Annotated in this window: 19 protein-coding genes; 5 read left to right on the forward strand and 14 right to left on the reverse strand. The window is 39.2% G+C overall.

Annotation, left to right across the window (positions count from 1 at the left end; all coding sequences use genetic code 11):
- Nucleotides 1-94: 94 nt before the first annotated feature.
- From parC to MKX65_RS09905, 4 genes are all read right to left on the reverse strand, one after another.
- Nucleotides 95-2,542 (reverse strand): DNA topoisomerase IV subunit A, encoded by a 2,448-nt coding sequence (gene parC, locus MKX65_RS09890; protein WP_340903455.1) that lies wholly within the window; start codon nucleotides 2,540-2,542, stop codon nucleotides 95-97.
- Entirely contained in the window at nucleotides 2,539-4,518 is a 1,980-nt protein-coding gene (gene parE / locus MKX65_RS09895) for a DNA topoisomerase IV subunit B (protein ID WP_340903456.1), read from the reverse strand. Before parE ends, parC begins: the two co-directional genes overlap by 4 nt.
- A 328-nt stretch (nucleotides 4,519-4,846) precedes the next feature.
- Nucleotides 4,847-5,260: a CoA-binding protein gene (locus tag MKX65_RS09900; RefSeq protein WP_340903457.1), complete on the reverse strand. Its 414-nt coding sequence runs from the start codon at nucleotides 5,258-5,260 to the stop codon at nucleotides 4,847-4,849.
- A 98-nt stretch (nucleotides 5,261-5,358) separates the two neighbouring features.
- Nucleotides 5,359-7,080 (reverse strand): glycosyl hydrolase family 18 protein, encoded by a 1,722-nt coding sequence (locus MKX65_RS09905; RefSeq protein WP_340903458.1) that lies wholly within the window; start codon nucleotides 7,078-7,080, stop codon nucleotides 5,359-5,361.
- A gap of 211 nt (nucleotides 7,081-7,291) precedes the next feature.
- Between MKX65_RS09905 and plsY the strand changes: the two genes are divergently transcribed.
- Together plsY and MKX65_RS09915 are read left to right on the forward strand one after the other, a co-directional pair.
- Entirely contained in the window at nucleotides 7,292-7,879 is a 588-nt protein-coding gene (plsY, locus tag MKX65_RS09910) for a glycerol-3-phosphate 1-O-acyltransferase PlsY (RefSeq protein WP_160548841.1), read from the forward strand.
- Between the two features lie 131 nt (nucleotides 7,880-8,010).
- Nucleotides 8,011-8,697 carry an ATP-binding protein gene (locus MKX65_RS09915; protein ID WP_160548825.1) on the forward strand — a complete coding sequence of 229 codons (687 nt, stop codon included), beginning with the start codon at nucleotides 8,011-8,013 and terminating at the stop codon, nucleotides 8,695-8,697.
- 91 nt (nucleotides 8,698-8,788) lie between these two features.
- Here MKX65_RS09915 and MKX65_RS09920 read toward each other — a convergent pair whose 3' ends face one another.
- Complete coding sequence (locus tag MKX65_RS09920; protein WP_340903460.1) at nucleotides 8,789-8,959, reverse strand: hypothetical protein; 171 nt, start codon at nucleotides 8,957-8,959, stop codon at nucleotides 8,789-8,791.
- A gap of 178 nt (nucleotides 8,960-9,137) precedes the next feature.
- Between MKX65_RS09920 and MKX65_RS09925 the strand changes: the two genes are divergently transcribed.
- The 3 genes from MKX65_RS09925 to MKX65_RS09935 all read left to right on the forward strand — a co-directional run bounded on the left by MKX65_RS09925 (nucleotide 9,138) and on the right by MKX65_RS09935 (nucleotide 12,312).
- Nucleotides 9,138-10,193: a phosphatidylglycerol lysyltransferase domain-containing protein gene (locus MKX65_RS09925; protein WP_160548824.1), complete on the forward strand. Its 1,056-nt coding sequence runs from the start codon at nucleotides 9,138-9,140 to the stop codon at nucleotides 10,191-10,193.
- 458 nt (nucleotides 10,194-10,651) lie between these two features.
- Nucleotides 10,652-11,824, forward strand: a complete 1,173-nt coding sequence (locus tag MKX65_RS09930; RefSeq protein ID WP_340903464.1) for a CapA family protein — start codon at nucleotides 10,652-10,654, stop codon at nucleotides 11,822-11,824.
- Nucleotides 11,825-12,024: 200 nt separating this feature from the next.
- Nucleotides 12,025-12,312, forward strand: coding sequence for a HesB/YadR/YfhF family protein (locus tag MKX65_RS09935; protein ID WP_160549972.1), 288 nt, complete (start codon nucleotides 12,025-12,027; stop codon nucleotides 12,310-12,312).
- Between the two features lie 25 nt (nucleotides 12,313-12,337).
- Here the strand turns inward: MKX65_RS09935 and MKX65_RS09940 are convergent, their stop codons facing one another.
- The 9 genes from MKX65_RS09940 to acnA all read right to left on the reverse strand — a co-directional run bounded on the left by MKX65_RS09940 (nucleotide 12,338) and on the right by acnA (nucleotide 21,298).
- Nucleotides 12,338-12,637 carry a hypothetical protein gene (locus tag MKX65_RS09940; protein WP_340903467.1) on the reverse strand — a complete coding sequence of 100 codons (300 nt, stop codon included), beginning with the start codon at nucleotides 12,635-12,637 and terminating at the stop codon, nucleotides 12,338-12,340.
- Between the two features lie 14 nt (nucleotides 12,638-12,651).
- Nucleotides 12,652-13,086, reverse strand: a complete 435-nt coding sequence (locus tag MKX65_RS09945) for a YbgC/FadM family acyl-CoA thioesterase (RefSeq protein WP_160545986.1) — start codon at nucleotides 13,084-13,086, stop codon at nucleotides 12,652-12,654.
- Nucleotides 13,086-15,413 (reverse strand): AAA family ATPase, encoded by a 2,328-nt coding sequence (locus tag MKX65_RS09950; protein ID WP_340903471.1) that lies wholly within the window; start codon nucleotides 15,411-15,413, stop codon nucleotides 13,086-13,088. Before MKX65_RS09950 ends, MKX65_RS09945 begins: the two co-directional genes overlap by 1 nt.
- 96 nt (nucleotides 15,414-15,509) lie before the next feature.
- Entirely contained in the window at nucleotides 15,510-15,746 is a 237-nt protein-coding gene (gene tlp / locus MKX65_RS09955; protein ID WP_160545988.1) for a small acid-soluble spore protein Tlp, read from the reverse strand.
- A gap of 172 nt (nucleotides 15,747-15,918) precedes the next feature.
- Nucleotides 15,919-16,062 carry an acid-soluble spore protein N gene (locus tag MKX65_RS09960; RefSeq protein WP_119708493.1) on the reverse strand — a complete coding sequence of 48 codons (144 nt, stop codon included), beginning with the start codon at nucleotides 16,060-16,062 and terminating at the stop codon, nucleotides 15,919-15,921.
- Nucleotides 16,063-16,127: 65 nt separating this feature from the next.
- Nucleotides 16,128-16,259, reverse strand: coding sequence for an FbpB family small basic protein (locus MKX65_RS09965; RefSeq protein WP_119708492.1), 132 nt, complete (start codon nucleotides 16,257-16,259; stop codon nucleotides 16,128-16,130).
- Between the two features lie 130 nt (nucleotides 16,260-16,389).
- Nucleotides 16,390-16,896 (reverse strand): redoxin domain-containing protein, encoded by a 507-nt coding sequence (locus MKX65_RS09970; protein ID WP_160545989.1) that lies wholly within the window; start codon nucleotides 16,894-16,896, stop codon nucleotides 16,390-16,392.
- Between the two features lie 523 nt (nucleotides 16,897-17,419).
- Nucleotides 17,420-18,469, reverse strand: coding sequence for an S-methyl-5-thioribose-1-phosphate isomerase (gene mtnA / locus MKX65_RS09975; RefSeq protein WP_160545990.1), 1,050 nt, complete (start codon nucleotides 18,467-18,469; stop codon nucleotides 17,420-17,422).
- A gap of 120 nt (nucleotides 18,470-18,589) precedes the next feature.
- Nucleotides 18,590-21,298 (reverse strand): aconitate hydratase AcnA, encoded by a 2,709-nt coding sequence (acnA, locus tag MKX65_RS09980; RefSeq protein ID WP_160545991.1) that lies wholly within the window; start codon nucleotides 21,296-21,298, stop codon nucleotides 18,590-18,592.
- Between the last annotated feature and the right edge of the window lie 119 nt (nucleotides 21,299-21,417).

The raw sequence follows: 21,417 nt of genomic DNA on the forward strand, positions 1-21,417 counted from the left end.
CACTACCGCCTATTCACCTTTCTGCCCTTTTTGTTAAAAAGTAAAAGACCAAATCGTAGGGATTTGGTCTTTTACACGTTTATGATGAGCTTTTTTAGTCTTTTGTAGCTTCGTTAACTTCTTTTTGAGCAACCGACCATACAGTTTTTGCTTTGCCAGCATCGGTTTCATCAATAATAAAGGATCCGTTTGAGTAACGGTCATTATGTCTTAGATCAGAAGCACGAACTTCTTCGACATGACCTTTTTCTGTACTCACAAAGATTTGGTCTTCTTCGCTAACGATAACTGCACCGATCACTCGGTGTGGATTCGCCTTTAATTCTCTTAGCATGACCACGCCGCGCTTGGCACGTGAAGTAATTTCAAATTCATCTAACTTCATCTTTTTGATGGCACCGCGCTGAGTCACAATCACAATGCTTTGAGAACGGGGATCATCGACAATTTTACCAGCTGTTAAATAATCGCCATCCTTTAGGTTCATTCCTTTCACACCTGCAGCTCTAGCGCCAACGATACTGACCTCGTCTTCAGCAAATCGTAAACCGTATCCTAAATGAGTCGTTAATAGCAATTCCTTCGTACCATCCGTTTCATGAACATCAAGTACTTCGTCGTCATCCTTTACATTAATGGCGACGAGTGGCTTTGAATATCTTTGAGCTTTATATGCCTTCAGTTCGGTTTTCTTAACCATTCCATTTTTCGTAATGAATAACAAGAATGCTTCCTTCTCAAAGTCTTTAACAGGAAGTACCCTAATAATCGTTTCGTTACGATCAATTGGAACAAGATTTGCAATATGTTGACCGAGGTCCTTCCAACGAATATCAGGAAGTTCATGCACTGGACAGTACAAGTAATTCCCTTTATTCGTAAATAACAGAACCACATCGGTTGTGTTCATATCAAGCTGTGCGAGTAATTGGTCGGAATCTTTCATCCCGAAATCCTGACCATTCGATGCAGCATACGACCTTGGGCTAGTACGCTTAATATAGCCTTCCTTCGTTACAGTGACAATCACATCTTCGCTTGCTACCATAACCTCAAGATTGATCTTAATTTCCTCAATCTCCGCTTCAATTATGGTACGACGTTGATCGGCAAAGCGTTTTCGAACATCCTTTAACTCTTTTTTAATCACAGAAAGAAGCTTGCTTTCACTTTCTAAAATAGCAGTTAGTTCCTCAATTTTCTTAGCAAGTTCATCTGCTTCATTTTGAAGAGCGGTAATATCTGTGTTTGTTAAGCGATAAAGCTGTAAAGAAACGATTGCTTCGGATTGTGCTTCGGTAAAACCAAATTTCATAATCAAGTTGTCTTTTGCATCACGCTTATCTTTTGATCCACGAATGGTTTGGATAACTTCATCTAAGATGGATAAAGCTTTCATTAATCCTGCTACGATATGTTGGCGGTCTTTCGCCTTTTGTAAATCAAATTGAGAGCGACGAGTGACGACTTCCTTTTGGTGCTCAATATACGCATCGAGAAGCTGTGTAAGGCCCATAAGCATCGGACGACGATGATGGATAGCAACCATGTTAAAGTTGTAGGCAATTTGAAGGTCTGTGTTCTTGTATAAATACATTAGTACACCTTCAGCATCCGCTTCTTTTTTCAATTCAATCACGATACGAAGTCCTGTACGATCCGTTTCGTCACGAACCTCAGACATACCTTCTATTTTACGGTCTAAACGGAATTCATCCATCTTTTTCACAAGGTTTGCTTTGTTTACTTCAAAAGGAATTTCGGTAATAACGATTTGCTGCTTACCGCCACGAACCGTTTCAATTTCTGCTTTTCCGCGAACAATGATTTTTCCTTTACCCGTTTCGTAAGCCTTTTTGATTCCGTCTACCCCTTGAATGATTCCACCAGTTGGAAAGTCAGGTCCTTTTATCACAGTCATTAAATCATCAACGGTACAATTCGGCTGATCCATCCTCATGAAGACACCATCGATGATCTCATTCAAATGATGCGGAGGGATTTCTGTGGCATATCCAGCAGAAATTCCTGTAGAACCATTAACGAGAAGGTTAGGAAACATCGCTGGAAGTACGGTCGGTTCATTGGCTGTATCATCGAAGTTTGGTATGAAATCGACCGTTCTTTTGTCAATATCACGCAATAATTCCGACGAAATTGCACTTAAACGGGCCTCTGTATAACGCATCGCAGCTGGTGGATCTCCATCGATGCTACCGTTGTTTCCATGCATTTCAACAAGAAGATTACGTAGCTTCCAGTCTTGACTCATACGTACCATGGCATCGTACACAGAGGAATCTCCGTGTGGGTGATAGTTACCGATAACGTTACCGACTGTTTTAGCCGATTTACGAAACCCTTTATCGTTTGTATTTCCTTCAACATGCATCGCATAGAGAATTCGTCTTTGTACTGGTTTTAAACCGTCCCTTGCATCAGGCAAGGCACGGTCTTGAATAATATATTTACTATATCTTCCGAAGCGATCACCAATGACCTCTTCAAGTGGTAAATCGCGAAATTTTTCTGTCAAACTCACTGTTCAGTAACCTCCTCAGCAACAGAAATATTTTCATTTTCTAAAATACTTCCGTCTTCCTCTAAACCGAAGGCTACATGTGTTTCAATCCACTTTCGGCGAGGCTCAACCTTATCGCCCATTAATGTAGTCACACGACGTTCTGCTCGAGCAGCATCATCAATGCGCACACGAATTAATGTTCTTGTATCAGGATTCATCGTTGTATCCCAAAGCTGGTCAGCGTTCATCTCACCTAGTCCCTTGTACCGTTGAATCATATAACCCTTACCAACCTTTTTAATGGCTGATTGTAAATCGTCGTCGCTCCATGCATACTCAATAATTTCTTTCTTACCTGTTCCTTTACTCACTTTATAAAGCGGTGGAAGGGCGATGAATATTCTTCCAGCTTCAAGAAGAGGTTTCATGTAACGGTAAAAGAATGTAAGGAGAAGAACTTGAATATGAGCACCGTCGGTATCGGCATCGGTCATAATAACAACTTTATCGTAGTTGATATCGTCAATATTAAAATCTGCTCCAATTCCACCACCGATAGCATGGATGATCGTATTAATCTCTTCATTCTTAAAGATATCCTGTAATTTTGCTTTTTCTGTATTAATAACTTTTCCTCGAAGTGGAAGGATCGCTTGGAATCGACGGTCACGACCTTGTTTAGCAGATCCTCCGGCAGAGTCACCCTCAACTAAGTAAAGCTCATTTTTCTGAGGATTTCTAGATTGGGCCGGCGTTAACTTCCCTGACAAAACAGCCTCAGAGCGTTTCCTTTTCTTCCCGCTTCGTGCTTCTTCTCTAGCTTTCCGAGCGGCTTCACGAGCTTGATACGCTTTTATTGCTTTACGTATCAATAACGTACTGGTCTCCGGGTTTTCTTCTAAAAAGTAAGACAAATACTCAGAAACAACCGAGTCTACAGCAGAACGTGCTTCGCTCGTTCCTAGCTTTCCTTTTGTTTGTCCTTCAAATTGAAGAAGTTCTTCTGGAACACGCACGGAAATAATGGCTGCAAATCCTTCTCGTATATCCGCTCCATCCAGGTTTTTATCCTTTTCTTTTAACAGGCCGATTTTACGAGCGTATTCGTTAAATACACGAGTCATGGCTGTTTTAGCACCAGCCTCATGTGTTCCACCGTCTTTTGTACGAACATTATTGACGAAGGATAGAACATTTTCCGAATATCCATCATTGAATTGGAAAGCGTAATCCACTTCAATTCCACCGCTCGTCCCTTCGAAGCTGATAACTGGGTGTAAGACGTCCTTTTCCTCGTTCAAATATTGAACAAACGCCTCAATTCCATTTTCATAATGGAAAATCTCATGAAAGTCATTACGGTCATCAATAATTTCTATTTTCATGCCTTTTAAAAGAAAGGCAGATTCTCTCAAGCGTTCACACAATGTTTCATAATTGTAGGTTGTCGTCGAAAAAATGGACGCATCCGGCTTAAAGTGAATTGTCGTTCCGGTTTGATTCGTTTTTCCTACTTTCTCTAAAGTAGTCACAGCTTTTCCGCCGTTTTCAAAACGCTGCTCGTAGACAAAGCCATCTCGCTTAATCTTTACCACGAGCCACTCGCTCAAGGCATTTACAACCGATGCACCTACACCGTGTAACCCACCACTTGTTTTATACCCACCTTGACCGAATTTTCCCCCTGCGTGAAGGACAGTTAAGATGACCTCAGGAGTGGGTTTTCCCATTTTGTGCATACCCGTTGGCATACCACGCCCTTTGTCCTGCACACTAATGGAATTATCTTTGTGAATTTTTACGATTATATGGTCTCCATGACCTGCTAATGCTTCATCAACAGAGTTATCTACAATTTCATACACCAAATGGTGAAGCCCTCGTGAATCTGTACTACCAATGTACATTCCTGGGCGTTTTCGAACCGCATCTAACCCCTCTAGTACCTGAATGGCATCATCGTTGTATTCAAACGTTCCTTGATTTTTTGCCACGTATAATACCCCTTTCCTTCCGTGCCAGCCACATGTCTCTATCTATGTAATGGACCCGAACGTCTTTATACCTATTCGTTCTTACAAGTAAATTATCCTTTAAATATTATGAAACGAAGACTTTAGAACAAATGTTCTTATCTCGTATTTTATCACATTTTTTAAGACACCTATGCTTTATTGTATATATTTCTTTTGATTTGGCAAATGGATATTTTAAAAACAAAAGTATTTTAGACGAATATTCTTCGATTACAGAAATGTTTATAAAGCCTATAATAAAAAGAAAAACACTCTAATCTTAATGACTAGAGTGAAGGAGAAAAAATTATTTTGTCAAAGCATGTTCTACTTTAATGCATCGATTCATAACCACCGTGTAGCCTTTGCTTTTTAAAAATTCGTACGCTTCTTCATTTTCTAATCCTAATTGTGCCCAAAATACATCCGCATCGATTTGATCGAACTCTCTTGCCACTTCTGGGAGAAATTCAGATCGTCTAAACACATTCACAATGTCTACATGTCCTTCAATATCAGTCAATTTGGCTACGGCTTTAATACCAAACACTTCATCTACGGTAGGGTTAACTGGAATAATTTCATATCCAGCATTTTTCATAGCTTCAGAAACCATGTAAGAGGTACGCTCTGGATTATTGCTTATTCCAACAACAGCGATTCGCTTTGCCTTTTTTAAGATTTGCCCCAATTCTTCACGGCCCGGATACTCGATTGGCATCAAACTCACTCCTCTTAATTTTTGTTTAGTATGCCCTTACATTCTTTAATCATAGCCAATTGAATGATAAAAGGCTAGGAGAAACTCCTAGCCGCGCCTTACTTTTTCACTATTTGCTGATTAAAAGTTTGTAGAGCGGTCCACGCTGTTTCATCCGCAAAATATCTGGACCAGCTCGCCACCCCAGCAAGATCATACTTTACCGCTAAATTGGTTCTTGCGGTAAGAGACTGTTCATCTTCAAGCCATACCTTGTAGGTAGTTGCCTGATCGGGAACATAAAGCTCGGCATAATTTTGTCCGCTAGCTGCATCATAGATAGGAGTTAAGTTATTAGTGGTTAACCATTCTTTGATTTGTGCCATGCTTTTGGATTTGGAGGAAACTTCACCGCTGTCTTTGATTTCCCATAGTCTTGTGTAAAGCGGAATACCTAAAATCAGCTTTTCATTTGGAACGATTTCCAAGAGCTTTTGTAGGTTGGTTTCAACCCATGGTAGGCTTGCTACGCTCCCGGCTTTTGGCGAGGAACCCCAATGCTCATCATAGGCCATAATCGCAAGATAGTCGACAATTTCTGCAAGCTTATCACGTTCATAGAAAGCAGACCAATTACCTTCTGCCATAAATGTAATGTCCATGGAAACAATTAAGCCTGCTTCATGTAAGTAGGGTGTTGCCTCTCGGACAAATTGTGTCACAAGTGGCCCGTCTTCTTCTCTTACATTTTCAATATCAATATTGATTCCGTTCAGCTCGTATAACTGACTGTAATGTAGGAGCTCTCGAATCATCTTCTGTCTCGTCTCGTAATCCTTAAAGGCTGCGTGAGTTAGGTCAGGATCAAACGCGTTGGAGAATAGTCCCCAGACTTGATAGCCCTGTGCCTTTGCCCATTTCGAGTACTCCAGAGAAGCAAGGTTCCCGATGGTTCCCGTTTCGTCCTTTAGTTCGAACCAGGTTGGTGAAACAACGTTTACTCCGTTCATTACAGGAATCATAGTAGTATCTGGGTTTTTCGTATACACTGCTTCCCAAGTAAGGTTGATCGGTCCTTCAAAGGTTGGAGTATTTACAGCTTCCTTTTCATATTCTACATTGATGGTTACCTTATCCTGTGTTTCAATTAAGTCCTTAGATATAAATCCAGCAACTCCGTCTATTTTTCTAACAAAATAGAATTCTTCCTTCTCATCTTCAATCCAAATCTTTTCCCCGTTTGATACATCTGCAACATAAGGAGATTGTAAGGTTGCGTCTGTACGCAGTCGAAGTTTTTCCTCGTGAACATCCTCATTCGTAACCACAGCATTTTGAAGAGTATCTCCATCCTTTTCAATCCATACGGCATTTGAGTTTTCAAGTACACGGTACGTAACAGGATAAAACTGAATGACTGGGTCAAGCGCTACATATAATTGGCCTTGTTCATCTACTAATGGAGCAAATTGGAGTTCAACCGGCTTCTCATTTATAAAATAGGTTAAGGACTCTGTAGGCATTTGTACCACTTTATTAGAGGTAGTAATGATGATTGAGTTTGATTTTTCATCAAACGCGATACTATCATCAATATTCTCCTTCAAAAAGTCTAACGATACATAGACGCTTTCGCCTTCTATAATCGCATTTCCTTGTTGTTTCCCTTGAAATAGAACAGGATTTTCTCCCGTGAAGTAGCTTGTTTTTTCGCTTGAAGCAAAAGGATAGAAGAATAATAGAATACTAGAGATAATCACAAGTATTGATGCAATGAGCCCTGTGATGGTCCATCCCTTTGATACAACCGGTTTTTTCTTATATGTTTCTAGACGTGCCATGTTTCACTCTCCCTTACCTTCATCGTACCCGAAAAGATGATCTTTTGAAAAGAGGGTTTCGACATTCGTTCATTTTAGCCTCTAAATATGACGATTGAATAACAAAAAAGTTACGAGAATATAATGGAAAAAACCAATTGGACATGGTTTTTTAAGCGATACATGGTACAATAATAAGACGGTATATGAAGTGTGAAGGAGTCTTTGTATGATGGAAATTGCATTAATAATTATTGTTTCTTACCTGCTTGGTTCCATCCCCTCAGGGTTAATTGTTGGAAAAGCATTTTACGGTATTGATATCCGTGAGCATGGAAGTGGAAATTTAGGTGGAACCAATACGTTTCGTACTTTAGGGAAAAAAGCAGGGATGATTGTTACCGCTGCGGATATCTTAAAAGGTACACTTGCCTCGGCCCTTCCGATTATGTTCGGAGTGGATGGTCAAATTGATCCTTTAATAGCGGGGATGATTGCGGTTGTTGGGCATATGTATCCTGTGTTCGCTAATTTTAAGGGTGGAAAAGCGGTGGCTACGTCAGGTGGAGTTCTTTTAGCATGTGCTCCAGTGATGTTTCTGGTGATGGTCGTTGTATTCTTGCTTAGCTTATACATAACGAAGTTCGTATCACTTTCTTCAATTATTGCATCCATTGTAGCAGTGATTTATGCAGTGATTGCAAAGGAACCACTGTTAATTATCGTCGTTTCATTACTTTCTTTATTTGTTATTTATCGACATCGAGCGAATATCAAGCGAATTATCAATAAAACAGAACCAAAGATTAAATGGATGTAAGACCCGACAAAGGGTCTTTTTTTTGACTAAAATTTTGCAGGTTTTGACTTTTTTAATGAAAAACATACATATTACGATGAAATTCACCATATAGATGGAGTAGAAATTACGCTAGATGGGAGATAAGAGAAATGACGGACGAGATGAAAAAGTGTGAAACAATGGTTGCTGAAATGGTTCATGAAGTGAAGAATCCTCTGACAACCGTGAAAGGTTTGCTGCAATTATTAAAACCATACTTGGTGATGATAGAAAAAGAACAATATGCGGATCTCGCCATAAGTGAAATCAACCGTGCGGATGAGTTACTTACCGCATATGCTAATTCAAATATAGCCAGTTCTCCTCAGCAAAAGCTTGTGTGTGTGAACAGGTTATTAGAGGAAATGAAATTGCTTTTTGAAAGAGAAGCAAATGTATATAGAATTCAATTTCATACTCAATTCGATCCCGATCTTCTTAAGGTAGATGTTTGTCGTAATGAATTCAAACAAGTGCTCGTCAATTTAGTGAAAAATGCGGTTGAATCACTAATAGAGGTCCAGGATGCCCGAGTCCGAAAAATTACTTTAGAAACCAATGTTCTAGAAAACAGAATACATGTGGTTGTAAAAGATAACGGTTCTGGGATGGATCAAGCGACCCTTGCGCGACTGTTTACCCCCTTTTATACCGAAAAATCTTATGGTACAGGCTTGGGATTATCGATTTGCAAAAAGCTGATTGAAAAGCATAATGGCTTAATCACCGTTGAGAGCCAAAAAAACGTAGGAACCACTTTTCAAATTGCTCTGCCTATTCCAACAGATGTAGACTAATTGTCATAGATAACCCCTAAATAAATATAGAAAAGAAAGGCCCGACAAGAGCTTGTGTAGCTGCTTTCATCGGGCCTTTCTTTTATTTGTGTTAGGTCTCTTTGATTAACTCATCTTCAAAGAAAAAGGTATTTGGGTATTCCTCAACAATGTACGAATACCTCTTCATATTTTTAACATATTGACATTTAGAGATGACGACAGACTCACCAGACACTTTTATGCTTACTTCTTCTCCGCTGTTATATAAATTCTTTTTCATTCTCTCATCCTGTCTTATATTTTAATTTTTGATCCATAGAAAGTTAAGTATTACTCAATTATGACAGTCCTATTTATTTAAATCCAGTTTTTTATGGTTTGGTAAAAATTTTATCACTCTAACAAAGTGGAATATGGTATCTTTATGGAGGTGAATTTTATCAGGAGGAACGAACGATATGACGAATAACATGTTCTCTCTTAGTAAAACAGAGCATAAGGATGAGCGAGTACTTTCCTTCTTAGAAAAAAACGGAGGAAATCATGCTTCTCACTTAATTTTGTTGCGCGATAAAGAGTTGTTTTGGGCTGTAGATGAAAAGGTGTTAATTGCTTATAAAAAAATTGCGAATAAATTGGTTGTATTAGGTGATCCCATCGGTGATGAAACTTATATAGTGGATGCAATAAAAGAATTTCATGAATACTGTGATGAACTACGTTTAACTCCTGTTTTTTATCAAATCAGTGCTAAATACATGCACTATTTTCACGAAACTGGTTTTTCCTTTATGAAGCTTGGCGAAGAAGGTATTGTGGATGTGACAAACTTCTCTCTTGCTGGAAAACAAGGAGCGAAACTTCGTACAAAGTTTAATAAGTTTACAAGAGAAAACTTTCATTTTCGAGTCATCACTCCTCCCTATTCGCATTCATTCCTTGCAGAGCTTCGTGCCATTTCTGAAGAGTGGTTAGGAGACCAAAAGGAAAAAGGATTTTCGGTTGTCTCCTTCAGTGAGGAATATGTTTCTTCATATCCGGTTGCTTTATTAACGAATGCGGAAGGTCGAGTGGTCGCTTTTGCTACATTAGCAACAGATTATAAAGACACAGTAACGATTGATTTAATGAGAAAATCGACTAGTTCCTCATACGGGACAATGGATGTACTTTTTATTCATATCTTTCAATGGGTTAAAGAACATGGATATCAGTACTGCAGCTTAGGTATGGCCCCGCTTGCCAATGTAGGACAAACTAAATACTCGATTACTTCTGAAAAATGGATTCGTTTTATCTTTTTGCATGGTAATACTTTATATAAATTTAAGGGTCTTCAAGAGTTTAAAGGCAAATTCACTTCAAGTTGGGAACCGAAGTATTTGGCTTATAAAAAGTCCCCTTTAATTCTTGTGATTATTCAATTGATTCTATTAATCAATCAACCTCCTTTATCAACGAAAACAAAAGAGGTTGTAGGAAAGCTTAAATATTTGATTAAAAAAGCGGTGTAAGAGGTAAACCAAGAGGTTCACCTCTTTTTTATAACTTGATTACTTGAAAACGTCCTTTACCAAGTACATCGGTTTGGTAGTCAAGTTTGGTGTTCTCAAAATAGACCATATCATGATTATGGATAACGATATGAAGGTCGTGAAAAGGTATTACTTGATCCTCCTGTAATGGCTTCTCTTCCAGAGAAAGCTTTAACTGTGGACCTCCTCAGCCTATTCCCATGGTTAATCGAACGTACAGTACTTCCTCTTCTGTTTTCTTCTCTTTTTCAACAGCAGATAGCAAAATTTGATACGCTGATGGGGTAAGTTTTAACATTTTTTGCTCCTCTCTAACAAGAAAATTGTCGCATATTGTAACGCATTTATGACATAATGAAGAAAAGACAACTTTATGATACCCATCTTAGCGAAAAAGTACATGGATTGCCAATAAACTGTATGTAGTAGGTGTTATTATGAGGAAAGTTAGAAAGAAAAAGCGGAAAAACAATATGTGGGTTGGAGCCGCTCTTTCAGGTTCTTTAATCACCGCGTCTTTATTCTTATTTATGAACATGTATGAAAGTGCCAATGCGAGTCCCGTTGTACATAATGAAAAAAATGTGTCCCCTCGTGCACTTGGGGTTGAATCGAAGACTTATGAACAAACGATCACACTTGGTGCCATTGGAGATATTCTGATTCATGATTGGGTGTATGAGGATGCTCAGACTGGCAATGGATATGATTTTCACCCCATGTTTGAGCAAGTTGCAGCAACACTATCTCAACCGGATATTTTGTTAGCTAATCAGGAAACGATACTTGGTGGAGTTGAGTTGGGTATTTCTAGCTATCCGATGTTTAATAGTCCTATAGAAATTGGAAGCGCTATAAAAGATGCAGGAGTAGACATTGTCTCCACAGCAAATAATCACTCTTTAGATAAACGTGAAAAAGGGCTACTTACTTCTCTAACCAATTTAGATCAACTTGGAGTTCCAAGTGTTGGAACATATTCAAGTGCCGAGGATCAGCAAACGTTAACCATGATGGAAAAGAACGGAATTAAGGTCGCCTATCTGTCGTACACATATGGAACGAACGGGATGCCGATTCCTGAAGGTAAGGACTATTTAGTCAACTTAATTGATAAGGAAGCCATGAAAAGTGAAATCCACCGCGCACGTGAAGCCGCTGATATTACTGTCATGAGCATTCACTGGGGTAATGAATATCAACGTTTTCCTACCGAAGAACAGGAAGAACTTGCTCAATTTCTTGTAGATGAAGGAGTAGATATTATCTTTGGTCATCATCCCCATGTACTCCAACCGATGGAATGGTTGAAGGCTTCTGATGGAAGACAAGCTCTAGTGGTCTATTCGTTAGGGAATTTTCTATCTGGACAAATGAGAGATTATAAAGACATAGGCGGTATGGCTTCTATACGAGTGACCAAGCAAATAAATTCAGATGGAACATCAATTCGTCTTTCTGAGCCTGGTTTCTTTCCAACATATGTATCAAATCAAAGACTACAAAATTATCGGGTGGTCCCATTGCAGAATGCTGGCAATTTTGGAATGAGTAACGCCGAAAGCAAGTACAATGAAATACTGACACATATGACAAATAATCTTAAATGAATAAGCGGTGTCTATTTACGGACACTGCTTTTCTTTCCCCTCCCATCCTATCCAAACGTCCAATGTAGCATACCCCTCAATCAAAATTAGCTGCTAACATAAAGAAAAGCACAGTTGAAATGTACTTTTATCGAGCTTGTTTTTAGCAATTTCGTCCTTTTTGCATTATAATACTCGATATACGGAAGGAGTTTTTCATTATGAATATAATTGTAAATGATCTTGCTGCGGCTTGGTATAAAGAAGAAATGCTGTTAAATAAGGGCGATTATGTACGCTTCTTTGCACGCTATGGTGGCTGTAGTACGGTACAGCAAGGATTTTCATTAGGAGTATCGTCTGAAACACCGCATCAAATTGGATTTGAAGTGGTCAAGGATGATATTCATTACTATATTGAAGAAAAAGATTTATGGTATTTTGATGGTAAGGATTTATTCGTTGATTTTAACGAACAAGTAAATGAGCCAGTCTTTCGATACGAGTAAAAAGCTGATCCAAAGCGGATCAGCTTTATTTTTTCAATAATTTCGTTGCTGCTTCTTTCTCATGTAGCAGCACTCTTTTTTGATGTTCACCTAATAAATCAAAGTGCGAATAGCCATTTTCTCGATAATGAATCCACTCTCGTTTTAAATTATAGGTTTCGCCCCATTTGGCTAACTGATCAAGATCACGACAGCCAACCTTTGTTACAGTAGTGCAATCGGGAAAGCGATCGTCCAACCAGTAATGGGTGAGAAAGGCAATTTCACCACGATCAATTTTCTTTTTCCAAGCTCGTAATTCTTCTCTTTTAATGCCAAAAGCCATCGGTTCTCTCCTTCTTACTCGGTTGCAACTGGCTGCTTTTTATGTTTTTCGTAAGCCTCATGCCAAATCGGAAATTTCTTTCTGATGGAAATCGGGCGGAATGTGTCTTGCATTACACAAACATGCTGGGACATTCCTTTTAGAGCTGTATCTCCACTTTCTGTGAAAATTTCATAGCCATACGTTACACGGAACCCGTCGTACTCTTCAATCCACGTATGGACCATAGCCTTTTCCCCGTATCTTACTGGTTTTTTATACGATGCTTGAATATCAATTACAGGAGATATTACGCCTTCTTTCTCCATATCAGCATATTTAAAACCTAGATCTTCAATGATACTTGTTCGACCTAGCTCCATCCAAACAAGGTAATTCGCATGGTAAACAACTCCCATTTGATCCGTTTCCGCATAGCGTACCTCTATTTCTTTTTTTCCTACTAGCATTAAGATTCCCCTTTTCCTACTTTGTGCAAAGCCATTCTAAGATCGTCTTTAGTTAAAAGTGAAAGATCAGAGTCGTTCTCTTTTGAAATACGTAATGCTTGAACTTGAATGGCTTCGTCAATAACATTTGTTGCAAATCTCCCATTTCCGCTCACAGACAATCCACCAAGTTCCTCTTTTAAGAAAGATAAGGCTTCCCCTTCAAGGGTATAATGATAGCTTGTTGCGTAAGAGACCATGATTTCGATAAGCTCCTCTACCTGATAATCATGGAAATGAAAAAATTTTTTAAAACGAGATTGTAAGCCTGGGTTGCTTTCGAGAAGCTGTTTCATTTCATTGGGATAACCAGCTAGAATAACAACTAAGTTTTCATTGTGCTTCGTCATCTCATCAACGAGAGTATCAATCGCTTCCTTCCCAAAATCTCCTGGTGATTTACTAAGTAAGGAATACGCTTCGTCAATAAATAATACCCCTCCAAGCGCCTCGCGTATTTTCTTTTTTGTTTTGGCGGCTGTTTGTCCAACATATCCCGCTACAAAGTCTGCTCTACTTGTGACAATTAAGTGGCCCCGCTTTAAGTAACCAATTTCCTTTAATGCTCTGGAAAAAACCTTTGCTACCGTTGTCTTTCCCGTTCCAGGATTTCCTGTAAATACAGAGTGCAATTGAACAGGCAAGATGGGTAAGCCACTTTGTAATCTCAGTTTTTGAACTTTTACAAACGAAACGAGCTTCTCCACTTCATCTTTCACATGACCTAATCCGACGAGTAATGCTAAAAGCTCCTCTGCCTTCTTTTCGTTCTGTTCGGTGCTAGTGGCAAAATCGTCTTTATCTAATACGGTGAAATCCAAGACAGATCTTTCGGACTGTTTCTTCGATCCTTTTCTAAAAATCGCATCGAGCACGAGTGTTTGAACGGTTCTCGCATTTCCAAACGTGTCATCGACCCTTTCCATATCAATGCGGTGCTCCAACTCTTTTCTCGCATCAGACGTGAGCAAATAATCGTTATCTTGCGCAAATTTTTCAGCAATCATTAATAGTTCTTCCGTTGAATAGTTATCTAGGTGTATATGGTTGGACCGAGGAAATCTACTTTTTAATCCTGTATTTGAATCGAGGAATTGCCTCATTTCCTCTGGATAGCCTGCAAGTACAACTGCGAATTTCCCACCGTATTCCTTTCCAGTCATTAAGGAAACCAAAGTATCAACAGCTACTTGTCCGTAATCATTTCCGGTCTGGCCTTCCCTTTTTAAGCTATATGCCTCATCGATAAACAGAACACCACCAATAGCCTGCTCGACGGCTTGGCGTACATTCTCTTCCGTTTGACCAACAAACGCTCCAACGAGTCGTGTCCGATCCGTCTCGATGACCTCTTCTCGTGGAAGGATGCCTAGCTCGTGGTAAATTTTTGCTAGCAGTCGAACGAGGGTGGTTTTACCCGTACCAGGATTTCCTGTGATAATCATGTGAAGACTTTGTTCATCCTTTGACTGATATCCCTGTTTTTTTCTTTCCTTTTGGTATTTTAAAAATTCATATAACTGTGAAATGCGTTCTTTCACCTTATTCATCCCAATCATTTCATGAAGGGTATCAAGGGAGTGCTGTGATTTCGGTACGGTCTCTTCTTCGGCAAATAATTGTTCCCATGTTTGTTTTAAGCGATCGAGTTCCTCTAGTGATCCCTTTAAGTCTTGGAAATGAACGGCTGTATGAAACACTCCAGATATGGATTCATCGTATTCTTCGGCTGCCTTTAACATCATGCCGATAACCTCTTGTACTTCAACAAGCGTATCAATCAAGTTTCGATAAATACTCACTATTTCTCCAGTTTGGTTCCGGTAAGCTAGTTGATAGCCAGATTCCAGCTCGTCGATATGTTCATCACTTGTGGATAAAAAGCGTTGGCAAATGGCGATAATATCTACAGCCACCTTCTTTTTTGCAGCGCGATTATCTGTCTCACGCATGGCCGGAAACTTCAGAGAATCGAGGATCGACTTTTTCTTCTTCCACTCAAAATGTGCAAGAAATTCGCTCGCTCTTTGGTTCATTGGATTGAGCTCATATGCTTTGGTCATCCATAAAAAGCTCAGGTGATTCTCTTTCCCATGTTTGGCGGATCTTGATAGGGATGCGATCGAGAGTAGTTTGGAAAGTAAATGGGCATCGTTCTGTTCATGAAGCGAATGAATGGCATGAATGATCTTTGTCTCATCTTCTATAGATCCGGTTTCGCGGAGTTCAGTTTCCCATGCGTCGATTACTTCAGGTGTTAGGGTATGTATTTCTAGTTGTTGTTCCATAATATCACTTCTTTTTTATCTTTATTTTTTTCTATAGTACCATATTTATCTCAAGGCATGAAGAAAGAGGCTGCGAATACAGCCCCTTTGTACTACTTATTCAGTATATCCATTTTGACTAGCTTGTGCTTCTTCTTTTACTTCTGAACGCAACGCATCAAGTGCTTCTCTTCGTCTTTCGTTCTTTGCTTCAATCTCAGCCGCATCTTTGGAATTGCTATGTTCTATAGCTGCTTCAGCTTCTCGCATATTCTCTATTGTGTGAACAATTATTGATTGAATGTTTTCGACATTATCGCTTCTGTCATCAGGATTTGGCTTGTTTTTGACCATGGTCAATTCCTCCTTCATTCATATTAGTGCGGTACAAAGATAGGTTGCCTTTTTGAATCAGAAATAAAAGAGGAAACGAATGGTGTTTTCTTGTACTTTTTTAGCAAAAAATAAAACCCGTCTTTTCGACGGGTTTGTCATAGATTATACATCTTTGGTTTGAATGACTGGGTCATTCACCCTTGGTTTGAATGACTTGGGCATGTTTGCCTGATGTATCATTCATTTTTTTACCATTATTGCCACTGAACCCACGTGGTTGAGTTCCGAGGTGACTTGGAACAAAAGGTTTGGAATTTCTTTTTGGATTTCCCATCACTATCCCTCCTCTTTAAAAAGTATCAGCATTTTTAAAGAGAAACATGTAAGGGAATCCTTCCCTTATTCCGCTTTACCAAGTCTCTTTTCCTCAAGCTTTGCTTCAATTTTATCTAAGGCCTCTTGATCGCGTAATAACTGAAGTTTGTTTTCAGCTACTAGCTCCTCAAAAGAGCGTTTTCTTGGTTTTCTCATGTCGTATTCACCATCCTTATCACTATTATAACAGTCATTATGCCCGGTATTGCATGAAATTATTACAACTTTTTGAAAATTTAATAAAGTGCAAGCCTTTGCAAAATAAAATCTGCCTCATAAAGGCAGATTACATGTTTTTGATATGCTCGCGAATAATCTCGGTTGTCATGACACTTAAATGCTTGCTACGTATGATTCCTTCTCCATCGATAAAATAAGTAGTCGGGATCGTGAGAATTTTGTATAGGGTATTTACTTCATCCTTACTGTCTAATAAAACAGGAAATGTAACATTGGCATCGCGTACAAACTTCTTCACATCGTATTGAGGGTCGATATTAACTGCTAATATCTCAACGTTGTCATCAGCTTCATTGTAGTACTTTTGAATATCAGGCATTTCCGCTTTGCATGGAGGACACCAGGTTGCCCAAAAGTTGAGAATCACTTTTTTCCCACGATAATCCGATAACTTTACCGTTTTTCCGTCAAGGGTCTTTAGTTCGAATTCGGGAGCTTTCTCCCCTACCCGTAAACCTGGGAGATTGTCAGGGGCTGCTTCCGCCATCGTATGAGTAAGAGCAATGGTCATTAACGAAAATAGGAAGAGCGTAAATGTTACTTTTTTAAGCATGTTGTCCCTCCATGTTGATTATTGATGTAGAAATATAACAAAAAATGTGTGGATGATCCAATACGAAATGACGAATGTAAGTAGAGTATAAACTGCCGTCCGAAGCGTGAAAGAGATACTCCACTTGTTTTTATGAACCTTTCTAATAAAAAAAATCACAGCTATAAAAGTCCCCAATAAAAGTCCTTTCGAACCGCCTGTAAAATATAGAATTTCTATCGGCCTTTCAAATAGAATGGATGGTCGAAATAGGACGGTGCTAAATTTAAAAATGAGAAACCATAAAAATAAAGCATTGATTATTTCATCGAAAAACATCTTAAAGAAAGCCTTGTTCTCTTTTAAAATAATCTTTACTGTAATGTATGTTGTTATACCCGCTAATAAGAAATATAGCCATTTAAACGGGATAATTAGCGGACCAAAAACCATTGTCTCCATGAGTAACTCCTTGCTTCTTTTTTCTACTATTATACCCTGACTAGTATAAAAAAAGAGAGCTACAGGGCTCTCTTTATGCAATCTAAATAAATAATTTCTTTAATTCCTCACTGTAATTACCTTTAATGACGCCTTTTTCGGTAATAATTGCCGTGATGAGGTCATGTGGTGTTACGTCAAATGCTGGATTAAATACATTCACGCCTTGAGGAGCTGTTTCAATCCCGAATGCTTGAGTGATTTCTTCTGAACCGCGTTCTTCAATCGGAATATCTTCTCCTGTTGGTGTATCTATGTCAATGGTTGGTGTTGGTGCTGCGACATAAAAAGGAATATTGTGAGCTTTTGCTAACAAAGCCACTCCATATGTTCCTATTTTATTAGCGGCATCACCATTTGCTGCGACACGGTCGCAACCAACAATAACTGCTTGTACCATTCCCTTTTTCATGACCATCGCTGCCATATTGTCAGCAATCAAGGTTACATCTACTCCAGCCTGCATTAATTCCCAAGTAGTTAAGCGTGCTCCTTGAAGAAGCGGTCTTGTTTCATCTGCGAAAACTTTAATATCCATCCCTTTTTCCTTAGCTAAGTAGATAGGTGCAAGGGCAGTACCATATTTCGCTGTCGCAATTCCTCCTGCGTTACAATGTGTAAGAACGGTCATTCCATCTTCAAGAAGGGTTAAGGCATGCTCTCCAATCGCACGACATAGTTCTTCGTCTTCATTACGGATTTCATGTGCTTCTTTTATTAAAGATGCTTTGATCTCGCTAATTGGTTGAGTTTGCTGTTGTTTGACAAGCTCGTCCAAACGATTTAATGCCCAGAATAGATTGACTGCTGTTGGTCTAGATGAAGCTAAATAATCTAAATGCTTTTTAAACACTTGATAAAAAGAATCAAAGCTGTCTTCCGGTGCATCTTTTACGGCTAATACCAGTCCGTATGCGGCTGCAATTCCGATCGCCGGTGCTCCTCTTACCTTTAGTTGTTTAATGGCATCCCATGTATCTTCGACGGATTCAATTTCAATAAATTCAGTAATATGTGGAAGTTTCGTTTGATCTAAGATATGCAAACGACCTTGGTCGTCAAAAGTAACGGATTGAATAAAGTTAGTAGTCATCTTTTGCTCCTCATAATGTTGTAATTGGTTGCTATTATATTTTAACAATATTCTGTATTTGAGCAAACATTTTTTATAAAAAAACCGTACAGCCACTAAACGGCTGTACGGTCTTTTGTATTAGTTTTGTAGCTTATCACGAAGAACCATTGGAAGGATTCCACCGTGACGGTAGTAATCAATTTCTACTTCTGAGTCGAAACGAACAAGAACTTCGAATTCTTTCTTGCTTCCGTCTTCAGCAGTAGCCGTAACCTTTAATAGGTCACGTGGTCTTACGTTTTCGTCCACTTGAACGTCAATTGTTTCTTTACCAGTTAGGCCAAGTGTATCAGCGTTTTCTCCATCCTTGAATTGAAGTGGAAGAACACCCATTAATACAAGGTTTGAACGGTGAATACGCTCAAAGCTCTCAGCTAAAACCGTTTTGATTCCAAGAAGGTTTGTACCTTTTGCTGCCCAGTCACGTGAAGAACCCATTCCATAGTCCTTACCTGCTAGAACAATTAGGCCTGTTCCATCTTGCTTATACTTCATACATGCATCATAGATAGATGTTACTTCGCCAGTTGGCCAGTAAGTTGTAAATCCACCTTCTGTACCAGGAGCCACTTGGTTACGGATACGGATGTTTGCGAATGTTCCGCGCATCATTACTTCGTGGTTACCACGACGAGATCCGTAAGAGTTGAAATCACGAATTTCTACTCCGTTTTCAAGTAGGTATTTTCCAGCAGGTGTGTTTTTACCAATAGCACCAGCAGGAGAAATATGGTCAGTTGTAACTGAATCTCCGAACTTCGCTACTACTTTTAATCCAGCTAGAGGTTTTACTTCTTCTGGATCTGGCTTTAAGCCTTCGAAGAACGGTGGGTTTTGGATATATGTTGAAGTATTATCAAACGTATATAAAGAGTCATTGCTAGTTTGGATTTCATTCCAACGAGCGTTATCATCAAATACATTTTCATATTCTCTTCTGAATAGTTCAGGTGTAACGGTTTGCTTTACTACTTCATTTACTTCTGCAGTAGTTGGCCAAATGTCCTTAAAGAATACATCGTTTCCGTTACGATCTTTTCCAATTGCCTCGTTTTGAAGATCGATATCTACTGTACCAGCAAGTGCATAAGCAACAACTAGTGGTGGTGATGCTAAGTAGTTACCTTTTACTAGTGGATGAATACGTCCTTCAAAGTTACGGTTACCAGAAAGAACAGATGTAATTAGCAGGTCATTTTCTGCCACTGCTTTTTCAATTTCATCCTTAAGGGGTCCTGAGTTACCGATACATGTTGTACATCCGTACCCTACTAGATTGAAGCCTAATTGATCAAGATAAGGAAGTAAGCCAGAATCTGAAAGATAACCTGTTACAACCTTTGATCCAGGTGCTAAAGATGTTTTAACGAATTTAGGTACTTCCATACCAAGTTCAACAGCTTTTTTCGCCACTAAGCCAGCCCCTACTAATACGTATGGGTTAGAAGTATTTGTACAGCTTGTTATCGCAGCGATTGCTACAGCGCCCGTCTTCATTACAGTCGTATCGCCATTGTCAAAAGTAACGGTAACTTCTTTGTCTTTTTCAGACTCTGTTAAACCGAAACCTTGGTTGCCTTGAGGAGCAGTAATCGCTTCATTGAATTCTTTTTTCATTTGAGATAGTGGAATTAAGTCTTGTGGACGCTTTGGACCAGAAAGGTTCGCTTCAATGTCAGCAAGATTAATTTCAACCACATCTGTATAAACAGGATTTAATTCTGGATCGAAGAATAAACCGTTTGCTTGGCAATATGTTTCAACAAGCTTGATTTGCTCTTCAGAACGTCCAGTTAAACGCATATATTCTAGTGCTTCTCCATCAACTGGGAAGAAACCACAAGTTGCGCCGTACTCAGGAGCCATATTAGCAACCGTTGCACGGTCAGCTAATGGTAGTGACACCACACCTGGTCCAAAGAATTCAACGAACTTGTTAACTACGCCTTGCTTACGAAGAACTTGTGTTACTTTTAAGGCAAGGTCTGTAGCTGTTGCACCGTTTGGAAGTTCTCCAATTAATTTAACTCCAACTACTTCAGGAACTGGGAAGTATGAAGGTTGACCAAGCATTCCTGCTTCTGCTTCAATACCACCTACACCCCATCCAAGAACACCAATACCGTTGATCATCGTCGTGTGTGAATCTGTTCCTACTAATGTGTCTGGGAACGCTTCAACTTCACCATCGGCATTTTCGTTTGTTAAAACTACTCCTGCTAAAAACTCAAGGTTTACTTGGTGAACGATACCTGTAGCAGGTGGAACTGCACGGTAGTTATCAAATGCTTTTTGAGCCCAGCTAAGGAACTGATAACGCTCAGTGTTTCGTTCAAATTCAAGATCCATATTTGCTTGAAGTGCATCAGCTGTTCCGTATTTATCAACCTGTACAGAGTGGTCAATTACTAGGTCAACTGGTTTTTCAGGGTTAATCTTGTTTGGATCTCCACCTAAATCAGCCATTGCTTTTCTTAATGAAGCTAAGTCAACAACTGCTGGTACTCCAGTGAAATCTTGAAGAATAACACGTGAAGGCTTGAAAGGTACATCTACTTCTTTCACTTCACTTGTTCCCCATTTTGCTAAGTTTTCAACATGCTCTTTTGTAATAACACGGCCATCATACTGACGAAGTACTGACTCTAGCAATACTTTAATAGAATATGGCAGGTTAGAAACTTTCCCAATTCCTGCTTCTTCTAAAGCTCCTAAATGATAGTAGTGATAGCGCTTCCCGTCGATTTCAAAGGACTTACGGGATTGGAATACATCTTGATTAGACATATGAATTACCCCCATTACAATGTTCATATACCAATAGATTGATAGTAGAAAAGTGAATAAAATGAATTTTCTTCAGACTTTTCTTTCAATATTATCTTAATACAACCTTTTACATAAGT

The sequence above is a fragment of the Robertmurraya sp. FSL R5-0851 genome, from assembly GCF_038002965.1.
GTDB lineage: Bacteria > Bacillota > Bacilli > Bacillales > Cytobacillaceae > Robertmurraya_A > Robertmurraya_A beringensis.